Below are 12,673 nucleotides of genomic sequence, written 5' to 3'. Positions count from 1 at the left end.
TTCCAGCCGCCTGCGGCCCCATACCAGGAACCGTCACCGATGGAACACCGTGAAGCGCTGATCGCGCTGCGCACCTTTCTTTCTTCCCAGATCCTAGGCCAGGAAAAACTGGTCGAGCGGCTGTTGATCGTGCTCCTGGCCGACGGCCACATGCTGGTCGAAGGCGCGCCGGGCCTGGCCAAGACCAAAGCCATCAAAGAGCTTGCCGAAGGCATCGAGGCACAGTTCCATCGCATTCAGTTCACCCCCGACCTGCTCCCGGCCGACATCACCGGCACCGAAATCTACCGCCCGGAAACCGGCAGCTTCGTGTTCCAGCAGGGGCCGATCTTCCATAACCTGGTGCTGGCCGACGAAATCAACCGCGCCCCGGCCAAGGTGCAGTCCGCACTGCTCGAAGCCATGGCCGAACGCCAGGTCAGCGTGGGCCGCAGTACCTACGACCTGTCGCCGCTGTTCCTGGTGATGGCAACGCAGAACCCGATCGAGCAGGAAGGCACCTACCCACTGCCCGAGGCCCAGCTCGACCGCTTCCTGATGCACGTGAAAATCGGCTTCCCCGACGCTGCAGTGGAGCGGCGCATCCTGCTGCAGGCTCGTGGTGAAGCCCTGGGCGGCGAGACCAAGCCCGAGCGCCGGGTCAGCCAGCAGGCGATCTTCGCCGCCCGCAAGGAAATCCTCGGCCTGTACATGGCCGACGCGGTGGAGGAGTACCTGGTGCAACTGGTGATGGCCACCCGCACTCCGGCCAAGTTCGACGCCGAACTGGCCGACTGGATCGCCTACGGCGCCAGCCCGCGTGGCTCCATATCGCTGGACCGCTGCGCGCGCGCGCACGCCTGGCTGGCCGGGCGCGACTTCGTCAGCCCCGAAGACATCCAGGCGGTACTGTTCGACGTACTGCGCCACCGCATCATCCTCTCGTTCGAGGCCGAGGCGGCGGGGATCGACCAGGACCGCGTGGTCCAGCGCATCCTCGACGTCGTCGCCGTTGCCTGAGCCCATGCCCACCGCATCGCTGGCCGAGCCCGGCATCCGCATCGGCCTTGCCGAGCTGATCGACATGCGCCACCGCGTGCGCGAAATCCAGCTGTTTTCCCGGCCCGGCCAGCGCAGCCCGCTGGTGGGGCTGCACCACTCCAAATTGCGCGGACGGGGCGTGGACTTCGACCAGGTGCGCGTGTACCAGGCCGGTGACGATGTGCGCAACATCGACTGGCGGGTCACCGCGCGTACCCAGGAGCCGCACACCAAGCTGTTCCACGAGGAGCGCGAACGGCCCATCTTCATCCTCGTCGAGCAGAGCCAGCGGCTGTTCTTCGGCTCTGGGCTGATATTCAAGTCGGTGCTGGCCGCCCAGGCCGCCGCGCTGTTCGGCTGGGCCGCGCTGGGCCACAACGACCGCATTGGCGGTTTGGTGTTCGGCGACAACGAGCACCACGAAATCAAGCCCCGGCGCAGCAAGCAGAGCTTGCTGCAACTGCTCAACCGCCTGGCCAAGGTCAACCAGGCGCTGCACACCGAGGCCACGCCCGGTGCCGACAGCCTCGGCCTGGCCCTGCGCCGCGCCCGCGAAGTGCTGCGCCCCGGCAGCCTGGCCATCGTCATCTGCGATGAGCGCTCGCTCACTGCCCAGGTGGAACAGCACCTGGCCATGCTCTCGCGCCATTGCGACCTGCTGCTGATGCCGGTGTCCGACCCGCTCGACCACGCCCTGCCCGCCGCCGGCCTGCTGCGCTTTGCCCAGCGCAGCGCGCAGCTTGAGCTCGACACCCTGGACAGCAACCTGCGCCAGGCCTACCGCCAGCAGGCCGAAGCGCGCATCGAGCGCTGGGAGCTGATGGCGCAAAAGCTGCGTGTGCTGCTGATGCCCCTGAGCACCCAGAGCGAAATGATCGAACAGCTACGCGAATACCTGAACGCCCAGCGGCCACGGAGCGCGTCATGAAGAGCAGCGGCCGATGAACCCGCTTGACCAACTGCAGCCGCTGATCGCCCCCGCACCGATCGGCCTGTGGCCGCCGGCACCCGGCTGGTGGCTACTGGTAGCTGTGCTGCCGCTGCTGGCCTGGGGCCTGTGGCGGGTGCGCCGCTGGCGCCCCGGCAAACGCCGCATCGTGCGTGCCGAACAACCTTTGGACCCGGTACGCGTGGAAGCGCTGGCCGAACTGGCCCGCCTGCCGCGCCCCTACGACGGCGCCCCGGCCGGAGCCTGGCTGCAACAGATCAACGCCCTGCTCAAGCGCCTGTGCCGCAACCATTACCCAGGCGCCAACAGCCATACCCTCAACGGCCGCCAGTGGCTGGCGTTTCTCGACAACCGCTGCCCGGCCGCCGGCCTGACCCGCTGGATGGTACTGGTAGAAGGCGCCTACAAGCCCGAGTGCAAGCTTGACGACAAAGCCATCGCCGGGCTCAGCCAGGCCGTCGAAACCTGGATTCGCAAGCATGTTTGAACTGGCCTGGCCGTGGGTCTTCGCCCTGTTGCCGCTGCCGTGGCTGGCGCGCCTGGTGCTGCCGGCCGCCGACAGCGGCGAACCGGTGCTCAAGGTGGGCTTCCTCGACGAACTGGAAGGCCTGGCCGGGCGCCGCGCGCGGCTCAACCTGCCGACCTGGCGCCAGCAGGCACCCTTTGTCGTCATCTGGCTGTTGCTGCTGTGCGCCGCCGCCCGCCCGCAATGGTTGGGCGAGCCGGTACCAGTGGCTGCCAGCGGCCGCGACCTGCTGGTGGCGGTGGATGTGTCCGGGTCGATGGACTTCCCCGACATGCAGTGGCAGAACGAAGAGATCAGCCGCCTCGACCTGGTCAAGGCGCTGCTCGGCGACTTTCTGCAGGACCGCGAGGGCGACCGCGTGGGCCTGATCCTGTTCGGCAGCCAGGCCTACCTGCAGGCCCCGCTCACCTTTGACCGGCGCACCGTGCGCACCTTCCTCGACGAAGCGCAGATCGGCATCGCCGGCAAGAACACCGCCATCGGCGACGCGATTGGCCTGGCGGTCAAGCGCCTGCGCCAACGCCCGGCACAAAGCCGGGTACTGGTGCTGATCACCGACGGCGCCAACAACGGCGGGCAGATCCACCCGCTGACCGCCGCCCGCCTGGCCGCCCAGGAAGGGGTGCGCATCTACACCATCGGCATCGGCGCCAACCCCGAAGCCAGTGGCACCCCTGGCCTGCTCGGCTTGAACCCGAGCCTGGATCTGGACGAAGCCTCGCTCAAGGAAATTGCCGACATCACCCACGGTACCTACTTCCGCGCCCATGACGGCGCCGAACTGGACGCCATCGGCGACACCCTCGACCAGCTCGAGCCGGTGGCCCAGCAACCCACCCAGGCGCGCACGGCCAAGGCCTTGTATGCCTGGCCCCTGGCCCTGGCCTTGCTGCTGAGCGTGCTGCTGGTGCTGGCCGTGCAATGGCCCGACAACCTGTTGCACCGTATGCTGCGCAAGCCGCGCTTCCTGCAACCGCACCCGGAATGGCGCCAGCGCCTGAAGCGCCTGCGCCTGAGGAGGCGGCGATGATCGAACTGTGGCCCGAATGGTTGCGCCCGCTCTGGCTGCTGGCCGTGCCCCTGCTCGGCTGGCTGCTGTACAAACTGTGGCACCGGCGCAAGCGCGCCGGGCGCTGGCAGATGATTCTGCCACCGGCGTTCCATGGCGTCCTGCTCGGCGGTGGCAGCGGCAGCACCAGCAAGCTGCCGTGGGTAGCGCTGGGCCTGGCCTGGGCTCTGGTGGTCCTGGCCCTGCTCGGGCCCAGTTGGCAGCGCGTGGAAGAAAGCCGCCAGCGCCCGGCCGACCCGCTGGTGATCCTGCTGGAACTGACCCCGCAGATGCTCGCCGAAGACAGCCCGCCCAACCGTCTGGAGCAAGCAAGGCGCAAAATCCTCGACCTGTTGGAGCACCGCCGCGACAGCCAGACCGCGCTGGTGGTCTATGCCGGCTCCGCGCACACCCTGGTGCCGCTGTCCGACGACCTGGCCACCAGCCGCAACCTGCTTGAGGCGATCGACCCGTCGATCATGCCCAAACCCGGCCAGCGCGCCGACCTGGCCGTGCAAAAAGGCCTGGCCCTGCTGGCCCAGAGTGGCCTGGGCCAGGGCCGGCTGCTGCTGATCGGCTCGTCGCTCAGCGCCCCGGAGCGCCAAGGCATCGCCCAGGCCCTCGGCCGCCAGGGCCCGAGCCTGCTGATGCTGGGCATCGGCAGCCGCGAAGGCGCACCGGTGCGTCAGGTCAATGGCGAATATCTCAAGGACGACCAGGGCGGCATCCTGGTGCCACGCCTGGACAGCGCCAGCCTCAAGGGCTTCATCAGCGGTACAGGCGGGCGCTACCGGCATGCCCGCATCGACGACCTCGACCTGCGTGGCCTGGGCCTGTTCGACAACCCGCGCACCGGGCGCAATGACGGCCAGACCCTGCAACTGGACAGCTGGGCCGATCAGGGTTACTGGCTGCTGCTACCGCTGTTGCTGCTGGCCGCCTGTGCCGGCCGACGCGGCTGGCTATTCTGCCTGCCGCTGCTGCTGGCCCTGCCCCAGCCCAGCCAGGCCTTCGAGTTCAACGACCTGTGGCTGCGCCCCGACCAGCAAGGCCAGCGCCTGCTGGAGCAGAACCGTCCGGCAAGCGCTGCGCGCCAGTTCCAGGACCCGCAATGGCGCGGCATGGCCCTGTACCAGGCGGGCGACTATGCCGGCGCCGCCGAAGCCTTTTCCCAAGGCGACACCGCCGCCGCCCACTACAATCGAGGCAATGCCCTGGCCCGCAGCGGTGAGCTGGAAGCTGCCCTGGACGCCTACGAACAAGCCCTGGAACGCCAGCCCGACCTGCAACCGGCGCTGGACAACCAGGCTCTCGTGCAACAACTGTTGCAACAGCGCGAGGCCAAGGCCGAGGAACAACCGGCCAGCGGCGATGCCCAAGGCACGCCCGGCAGCGAAACCGAAGGCAACAGCAGCTCGGCCAGCAGCCCGGCCCAGGGCACGCCCGGCAACGACGAACAAGCCAGCGCCGAACAGCCCGGCGAAGGCACCAGCAACAGCCAGGCAGCGCCCGGCAACCAAGCGGGCGCGGATGACAGCGTCATCCAGCCGCCGCAGCGCCCGGTATCGACCAGCCTCGATGCCGAACAGCGCCAGGCCCTGGAACAATGGCTGCGGGAGATCCCCGATAATCCGGCGGAGCTGCTGCGGCGCAAATTCTGGTATGAACAGCAATTGCATCAGGAAACCCCATGATGAGTCGCTTCGGCGTCTTTCTCCTCAGTCTGCTGTGGGCCGTGCTGGCCCAGGCCGAACCGCTGCTGCGGGCCAGCGTCGACCGCACCCGCCTGGAAGCCGGCGAAAGCCTGGAGCTGACCCTGGAAAGCCAGGACGTCACCCAGTTCGGCAAGCCCGACCTGCGCGCGCTGGAGGGTGACTTCGAGGTGCGCGGCACGCGCCAGCTGAACAGCCTGCACAGCCTCGACGGCGAAACCCGCGCCAGCACCCGCTGGATCATCACCCTGCTGCCGCGGCGCAGCGGCAGCCTGCGCATCCCCGAACTGCAACTGGGTCAGTCGCACAGCCAGGCCATCGAACTGCAAGTGTTGCAGGCCGATGCCAGCCGTCAGGACAGTGCCTCGCAGGTGTTCATCGAAGCCACGCTCGACAGCAGCGAGGTCTACGTCCAGGCCCAGGCCGTACTCACCCTGCGCATCTACCATTCGGTGGCACTGTACGACGACAGCAGCCTGAGCCCGCTGCAGCTGGAAAACGCCAAAGTCGAACCGCTGGGTGAATCGCGCACGTATGAAAAGGAAATCAACGGCGTCCGCCACGGCGTGATCGAAACCCGCTATGCCGTGTATGCCCAGCAAAGCGGCACCCTCGACATCCCGCCGCTGACCTTCACCGCCACCGCCGCCGCCAGCCCGGACGAGGCCACACAAACCAACGGCACGGCCCGGGCCGGCCACCAGGTGCAGGTCAGCTCGCTGCCATTGCGCCTGGCCGTACGGCCGATTCCGGCGGCCTGGCCTGTTGGCGTGCCATGGCTACCGGCCCGCAGCCTGACCCTGGAAGAGCACTGGAACCCCGACCCTGGCAACCAGCAGGTGCAGATTGGCGACTCGCTGACCCGCAACATCACCTTGCGTGCCGAAGGCTTGTCCAGCACCCAGCTGCCACCGCTGCCAGCCACCGAAATCACCGGCCTGCGCCGCTATCCCGACCAGCCGTTGCTGCGCAACGAAATCAGCGACCGCGGCATGACCGCCAACCGCGAAGAGCGCGAAGCCCTGGTACCGACCCACAGCGGTGCGCTGGCGCTGCCGGCGCTGGAAGTGACCTGGTGGAACACCCGCGAAGACCACCTGGAGCACAGTAGCCTGCCGGCGCGCACGCTGAACGTGCAGGACAACCCGGCGCTGAGTGCCGACACCCCGGCGGGCGATAACAGCAGTGCCAGCGGCTTGCTGTGGCCCTGGCAGTTGGCCACCCTGCTGTTCGCCCTCACCACCTTGCTGGGCTTTGCCCTGTGGTGGCGTGCCCGCTCGCAGCCGGCAGTGCTGCGCGCCGCGCAGGCCGGGCCGAGCCCGCGTACCTTGCTGGACGACCTCAAGCGCGCATGCCAGGCCAACGACCCACAGGCAACCCGCCAGGCGCTGGACGCCTGGGCCCGCCAGCAGCCGGAAACCCTGGCCGAGATGGCGGCGCGGTTCGTGCCGTTGTCGGATGCACTGGATGGGTTGAACGGGGCGCTGTATAGCGAGAGTGGCCAGTATTGGCAGGGTGAGGATTTGTGGCGGGCGATTGGGACGATACCGCCGGCTGAGCAGGTGTTGCTGCCGACCGGCGAGAACGGCAGCCTGCCGCCGCTCTATCCCAAGTGATGTGCTGCCTTTGCGGGCATCTTCGCGGGTAAACCCGCTCCCACAATGCGCAGTACCTGTGGGAGCGGGTTCACCCGCGAACACCGGCGCAGCCGGTGCCACCGTAAGATATTTCTGCACCTGCAACCCAACGCCCTTTGGCGACACAAGGCCGCTACTGCAGAAAGCGTGATCGCATCAAGGCTGTCAGGCGTTCGCTGACACACTTTCAGCGCCTGAGAGATCGAGCGCCATACATCTTCAGGCGAGCACCTGTTAGCCCCATGCTTGGGTTACCATACCGCCCTTTCCCCGCTTGCTCGACTCGACACCAACAGGTCATCCATGCGTCTGTTTCATACCTCCGACTGGCACCTGGGCCAAAGCCTGCACGGCCAGGAACGCGACTTCGAACACGCCTGCTTCCTCGACTGGCTGCTCGGCCAGCTGCGCCTGCGCCAGCCGGATGCGCTGCTGATCGCCGGCGATATCTTCGACACGGTCAACCCGCCGGTCAAAGCCCAGGAACGTCTCTACGACTTCATCGTCCAGGCCCACGAGCAACAGCCGAAGCTGGACATCGTGATGATCGCCGGCAACCACGACTCCGGCTCGCGCATCGAGCTGCCCGCGGCGCTGATGCGCCGCCTGCGCACCCATGCCCTGGGCCGTGTGCACTGGCTGGACGAGGGCCAGCTGGACGCCGAGCGCCTGCTGATTCCGTTGACCAACGGCCGTGGCAAGGTCGCTGCCTGGTGCCTGGCCCTGCCCTTCCTGCGCCCGGCCGAGGTGACCGGCCCGCAATTGGGCGACGACTACCTGCAAGGCATCACCCAGGTGCACCAGCAACTGATCGCCGCCGCGCAAAAAAAGCGCAAGAAGGACCAGGCGCTGATCGCCATCAGCCACGCGCACATGGCCGGTGGTGCGGTGTCGGAGGACTCCGAGCGCAGCCTGATCATCGGCAACGCCGAGGCGCTGCCGGCCAAGCTGTTCGACAAGGCCATCAGTTACGTCGCCCTGGGCCACCTGCACAAGCCGCAGAAGGTCAACCGCGAAGAACGCATCCGCTACAGCGGCTCGCCGATCCCGCTGTCGTTCGCCGAAATCAACTACCCGCACCAGGTGCTGGAAGTGGAGCTGGACGGCACCGGCCTGATCAGCGTCGAACCGCGCCCGGTACCGCGCGCCGTAGCCCTGCAACGGGTCGGCCCGGCACCACTGGGCGAACTGCTGGAACAGCTGGCCGATCTGCCAGTGGTCGACCTGCTCGAAGACCCCAATCGCCAGCCCTGGCTGGAGGTGCGGGTGATACTGGACGAGCCGCAACCCGACCTGCGCCAGCAGATCGAAACCGCACTGCAAGGCAAGGCCGTGCGCTTGATCCGCATCAGCGCCGAATACGCCGGCCGCAACAATACCGAAGACGATGACCTGGCCTTTGTCGAACTGGCCCAGATGACCCCGCAGGACCTGTTCAGCCGTGCCTGGGAGCAGGCCTATGGCAACCCCGCCGACGAACAGGCGCTGGCCGACTTCGCCCTGCTGTTGCAGGACGTGCAGCAGGAAGAGGAACAGCCATGAAGATTCTCGCCATCCGCCTGAAGAACCTGGCATCCCTGGCTGGCCCGGTCGATATCGATTTCACCGCCGAGCCGCTGGCCAGCGCCGGCCTGTTCGCCATCACCGGGCCTACCGGGGCGGGCAAGAGTACCCTGCTCGACGCCCTTTGCCTGGCGTTGTTCGGCACCGTGCCACGGCTGAACGACATTGGCCGCGAAGCCAAGGTGCCCGACGCCGACGGTGAAATCCCTACCTCCGACCCGCGCAACCTGCTGCGCCGCGGCACCGGCAGTGGCTTTGCCGAAGTCGATTTCGTCGGCATCGATGGCCGCCGCTACCGCGCCCGCTGGGAAGCCAACCGCGCCCGCGACAAGGCAAACGGCAAGCTGCAGCACAGCCGCCAGAGCTTCTACGACCTGGACAGCGAGCAGGTACTGGGCAGCGGCAAGAACGAATACAAACAACTGGTCGAAGCCCGCCTGGGCCTGAACTTCGAACAGTTCACCCGCGCGGTGATGCTGGCCCAGAGCGAATTCGGCGCCTTCCTCAAGGCCGACGACAAAGAACGCAGCGAGCTGCTGGAAAAGCTTACCAACACCGCCATCTACACCCGCCTGGGCCAGCGCGCCTTCAGCAAGGCACGCGAAGCCGGCGAGGCCCACAACGCCCTGAAGGACCGTGCCAGCCACCTGCTGCCGATGGCCGCCGAAGCACGCGCCGAGCTCGACCAGCGCCTGGAGCAGGCGCAATTGCAGTTCAAGGCCGACCAGGCCGGCGAGCGCCAGCTGGAACAGCAACGCAACTGGCTGAGCGTGCAGCGCCAACTGCAGGCCCAGCACGCCGAAGCCGGCACTGCGCTGCAGGCCGCCGAACAGGACTGGCAACAACTGGCTGACCAGCGCCTGGACCTGGTGCGCCTGGAGCGCCTGGCCCCGCAGCGTCACCAGTTCCACCGCCAGCAGACACTGACCGCGCAACTGGCACCGCTGGCAGCGAAGATCGCCGAGCAACAGCAGCAGCAAGCCGAGCTGCAGGTACGCACCAGCGAGCTCGAACAGGCGCTGGACGCCGCGCGTCAGGCACTTGCCGATAGCCTGGCCCAACACAGCGAAAACGCCCCTCGCCTGCGCCAGGCCTTTGCCGCCCAGGACAACCTGGCCCGCCTGGACCAGGAGCTGGCAGCACAGCGCAGTGCCGGCCAGCAGGCCGAGCAGCAGGTCGCCGAAGGCCAACAGCACCTGCAGCAGCTGGAAGACAACCAGCAGCGCAGCCTGCAGCAACTGGCGCAGATCGATACCGCGCTCGCCGACAGCCAGCACCTGGCGGGCCTGGCCAATGCCTGGCACGCCTACCTGCCGCAGCTGAAGCAAGTGATGCTGATCGGTGGCCGCCTGGCCAAGGGCCGCGAAGAATTGCCCGGCCTGCAGGCCCAGGCCAGCCAGGCCAATGCGCACTTGCAGGCCGAGCGCGATGCCTTCGAACTGCTGTTCCGCGAAGCCAAGGCCGAACCCCAGGCCCTGGCAGAACAGATCGACCTGCTGGGTGGCATGCTGCAGGACAACCGCAAGCAGCAGCGCGCCGTGGAAGAGCTGTCACGCCTACATGGCCGCGAACTGGAACTGCGCCAGCAGCTGGAGGCCGTGCGCGTGCGTCAGCAGCAGGCCATGCAGCAGCGCCAGCAACTGATTACCGAAGGCACCGCCGCCAAGGCCGAGCTGGAGGCCGCCGAGCAAGCGCTCAACCTCACCCGCCAGTTGCTGGAACGCCAGCGCCTGGCACGCAATACCAGCGTCGAAGAGTTGCGCGGCCAGTTGCGCGATGGCGAACCCTGCCCGGTGTGTGGCAGCGCCGAGCACCCGTTTCACCAGCCAGAAGCGCTGCTGCAAAGCCTGGGTCGCCATGATCAGGCCGAGGAAGATGCCGCGCAGAAGCAGGTCGAAACCCTCAACAGCAAGCTGGTTGAGCTGCGCACTCAGCTGGGCGTGGTCAACGCCCAGCTCAAGGACTTCCAGCAGCAACAGCAGCAACTGGGCGAACAGCTGCAACCGCTGGTAGCCCAGGTGCAGGCACACAGCCTGTGGCCGGCCCTGGCCCCGCAAGACGACAAGGCCCGCAGTGCCTGGCTCGACAGCCAGCTGCGACGCCTGGACGAAGAAATCGGCCAGGATGAGAAACGCCAGAGCGCCCTGCTCGCCCTGCAAAAAGATGCAGCCCGTCTCAACCAGCAACTGCAGGCTGCCCAACAGGCGCAACAGCAAGCCCAGCGCCACCTGGAGCAACAGCACCAGGCCCTGGCCAGCGACGAGCAGCAGTTGCAGCAAGGCCTTGACGACCTGGCCGGGGTGTTGCCCGAAGAGGCCCTCAAGGCCTTGAACGACGACCCGGCCAATGCCTTCCTCGCTCTGGACCAGCAGATTGCCCAGCGCCTGCAGCAACTCGAGCAGCGCAAGGACGAACAGGAAGAACAGCAAGCCCGCCAGGCCCAGCTGGACAAACTGCGTGACCAGCAACAGGCTCGCATTCAGACCCTGCAGCAGTTGCAGCACACACTTGCCGCCCTCGACGAACAGCGCCAACAGGCCCAGGCTTCGCTCGGCGAACTGCTGGGCGAGCACGACAGCGCCGAAGCCTGGCAACAGCACATGGACGCCACGCTGGAGCAGGCCCGCGCCCTCGACGCCGACACTGCCCAGCGCCTGCAGGACCTGCGCACCCAAGGCGTGCAACTGGCCAGCGAACTCAAGGCCAACACCCAGCAGCAGCAGGCGCTGGATGCCGAGTGCCAGCAGTTGCAGGGCCAGATCGCCCAGTGGCGCGCAGAACACCCGGAACTGGACGACGCCGGCCTGAATCGCCTGCTGAGCATGGATGACACGCAAGTCAATGAACTGCGCCAGCGCCTGCAAGGGGCGGAAAAAGCCATCGAACAGGGCCGCGTGCTGCTGCAGGAACGTGAACAACGCCTGCAGCAACATGCTGCGCAAATGACCGTGGACACCTCTGCCGACGCGTTGGAACAGGCCCTGGCCGAGCTGCGCGAACGCTTGGCCGGCCACGAGCAGCAATGCGCCGAACTGCGTGCACAGCAGGCCGATGACCAGCGTCGCCAACAGGCGCACCAGGCGCTGGCGGCGGAAATCGACCAGGCCCATCAGCAGTGGCAACGCTGGGCTCGCCTGAACGCCCTGATCGGTTCGGCCTCGGGCGATGTGTTCCGCAAGATCGCCCAGGGCTACAACCTCGACCTGCTGCTGCACCACGCCAACGCCCAGTTGCGCCAGCTGGCCCGCCGCTACCGCCTCAAGCGCGGCGGCAGCGCCCTCGGCCTGCTGGTGCTGGACACCGAGATGGGTGACGAACTGCGTTCGGTGCACTCGCTGTCTGGCGGGGAAACCTTCCTGGTGTCGCTGGCCCTGGCCCTGGGCCTGGCCTCGATGGCCTCCAGCACGCTGCGTATCGAATCGCTGTTCATCGACGAAGGCTTCGGCAGCCTCGACCCCGAGTCGCTGCAACTGGCCATGGACGCCCTCGACGGTTTGCAAGCTCAGGGCCGCAAGGTGGCGGTTATTTCCCACGTGCAGGAAATGCACGAACGCATCCCGGTGCAGATCCAGGTGCGCCGCCAAGGCAATGGCCTGAGTGACGTGGAGGTGTGCGGGTGATCCTCTACTCGTTCCGCCGCTGCCCCTGGGCCATGCGCGCGCGCCTGGCCCTGCGCTATGCGGGGTGCGAGGTGGAGATTCGCGAGGTGGCGATGAAGAACAAGCCGGCGCAACTGCTGGCCTTGTCACCCAAGGGCACGGTGCCGGTACTGGATACCGGTGCCGGAGTGCTCGAAGAAAGCCTGGACATCATGCGCTGGGCGCTGGCGCAAAACGACCCACAGGACTGGCGACTGCAGGGCGACCCTGCGGCGGCGCAGCAGGCTGAAACACTGATTGCGCGCAACGACAGCACGTTCAAGGGGCAGGTAAACCTGTACAAGTATGCCGAGCGCTACCCCGAGCATACCCGCGAGCATTACCGCCAGCAGGCCGAGGCCTGGCTGGCGGAGCTCGAAGGCCTGCTGGCGGGCAGGCCCTACTTGCTGGCCACGCACCCGAGCATTGCCGATGCCGCATTGCTGCCCCTGATGCGCCAGTTTGCCGGGGTCGAACCGCAGTGGTTCGCCGAGGCGGCTTATCCGCGAGTGCGGAGCTGGCTGGAGGGGTGGTTGGCTTCGGAGCTGTTCAAGGCCGTAATGGCCAAATGAACCCTGTT

Annotated in this window: 9 protein-coding genes; all 9 read left to right on the top strand. The window is 67.2% G+C overall.

The window, feature by feature from the left end; genetic code table 11:
- The first annotated feature begins 39 nt into the window (after nucleotides 1-39).
- Nucleotides 40-999, top strand: a complete 960-nt coding sequence (locus tag CAF92_RS17620; protein WP_013971644.1) for a MoxR family ATPase — start codon at nucleotides 40-42, stop codon at nucleotides 997-999.
- 4 nt (nucleotides 1,000-1,003) lie between these two features.
- On the top strand, nucleotides 1,004-1,948 hold the full coding sequence (locus CAF92_RS17615; protein ID WP_046616317.1) for a DUF58 domain-containing protein: 945 nt from the start codon (nucleotides 1,004-1,006) through the stop codon (nucleotides 1,946-1,948).
- Nucleotides 1,949-1,961: 13 nt separating this feature from the next.
- Nucleotides 1,962-2,456 carry a DUF4381 domain-containing protein gene (locus CAF92_RS17610; RefSeq protein ID WP_046616318.1) on the top strand — a complete coding sequence of 165 codons (495 nt, stop codon included), beginning with the start codon at nucleotides 1,962-1,964 and terminating at the stop codon, nucleotides 2,454-2,456.
- Nucleotides 2,449-3,525 carry a VWA domain-containing protein gene (locus CAF92_RS17605; protein ID WP_046616319.1) on the top strand — a complete coding sequence of 359 codons (1,077 nt, stop codon included), beginning with the start codon at nucleotides 2,449-2,451 and terminating at the stop codon, nucleotides 3,523-3,525. Before CAF92_RS17610 ends, CAF92_RS17605 begins: the two co-directional genes overlap by 8 nt.
- Nucleotides 3,522-5,237 carry a tetratricopeptide repeat protein gene (locus CAF92_RS17600; protein ID WP_085601493.1) on the top strand — a complete coding sequence of 572 codons (1,716 nt, stop codon included), beginning with the start codon at nucleotides 3,522-3,524 and terminating at the stop codon, nucleotides 5,235-5,237. The genes CAF92_RS17605 and CAF92_RS17600 overlap by 4 nt, the downstream gene beginning before the upstream one ends.
- Nucleotides 5,237-6,871 (top strand): BatD family protein, encoded by a 1,635-nt coding sequence (locus CAF92_RS17595; protein ID WP_085601492.1) that lies wholly within the window; start codon nucleotides 5,237-5,239, stop codon nucleotides 6,869-6,871. Before CAF92_RS17600 ends, CAF92_RS17595 begins: the two co-directional genes overlap by 1 nt.
- A 324-nt stretch (nucleotides 6,872-7,195) precedes the next feature.
- The gene (locus CAF92_RS17590) at nucleotides 7,196-8,434 is read left to right on the top strand and encodes an exonuclease SbcCD subunit D C-terminal domain-containing protein (protein WP_085601491.1); all 1,239 of its coding nucleotides are present in this window, start codon (nucleotides 7,196-7,198) and stop codon (nucleotides 8,432-8,434) included.
- Nucleotides 8,431-12,075 carry an AAA family ATPase gene (locus CAF92_RS17585; protein ID WP_085601490.1) on the top strand — a complete coding sequence of 1,215 codons (3,645 nt, stop codon included), beginning with the start codon at nucleotides 8,431-8,433 and terminating at the stop codon, nucleotides 12,073-12,075. Before CAF92_RS17590 ends, CAF92_RS17585 begins: the two co-directional genes overlap by 4 nt.
- Nucleotides 12,072-12,665: a glutathione S-transferase gene (locus CAF92_RS17580; RefSeq protein ID WP_046617084.1), complete on the top strand. Its 594-nt coding sequence runs from the start codon at nucleotides 12,072-12,074 to the stop codon at nucleotides 12,663-12,665. Before CAF92_RS17585 ends, CAF92_RS17580 begins: the two co-directional genes overlap by 4 nt.
- Nucleotides 12,666-12,673: the final 8 nt, after the last annotated feature.

The organism is Pseudomonas sp. B10(2017) (assembly GCF_002113295.1).
GTDB classification, from domain to species: Bacteria; Pseudomonadota; Gammaproteobacteria; order Pseudomonadales; family Pseudomonadaceae; genus Aquipseudomonas; species Aquipseudomonas pudica.
Note: the sequence above shows the minus strand (reverse complement) of the source record. Positions and strands in the feature narration are given on the sequence as shown.

Coding starts and splice junctions, on each gene's coding strand:
- CAF92_RS17620 (WP_013971644.1), top strand. CDS start 40: ATGGAACACCGTGAAGCGCTGATCGCGCTGCGCACCTTTCTTTCTTCC.
- CAF92_RS17615 (WP_046616317.1), top strand. CDS start 1,004: ATGCCCACCGCATCGCTGGCCGAGCCCGGCATCCGCATCGGCCTTGCC.
- CAF92_RS17610 (WP_046616318.1), top strand. CDS start 1,962: ATGAACCCGCTTGACCAACTGCAGCCGCTGATCGCCCCCGCACCGATC.
- CAF92_RS17605 (WP_046616319.1), top strand. CDS start 2,449: ATGTTTGAACTGGCCTGGCCGTGGGTCTTCGCCCTGTTGCCGCTGCCG.
- CAF92_RS17600 (WP_085601493.1), top strand. CDS start 3,522: ATGATCGAACTGTGGCCCGAATGGTTGCGCCCGCTCTGGCTGCTGGCC.
- CAF92_RS17595 (WP_085601492.1), top strand. CDS start 5,237: ATGAGTCGCTTCGGCGTCTTTCTCCTCAGTCTGCTGTGGGCCGTGCTG.
- CAF92_RS17590 (WP_085601491.1), top strand. CDS start 7,196: ATGCGTCTGTTTCATACCTCCGACTGGCACCTGGGCCAAAGCCTGCAC.
- CAF92_RS17585 (WP_085601490.1), top strand. CDS start 8,431: ATGAAGATTCTCGCCATCCGCCTGAAGAACCTGGCATCCCTGGCTGGC.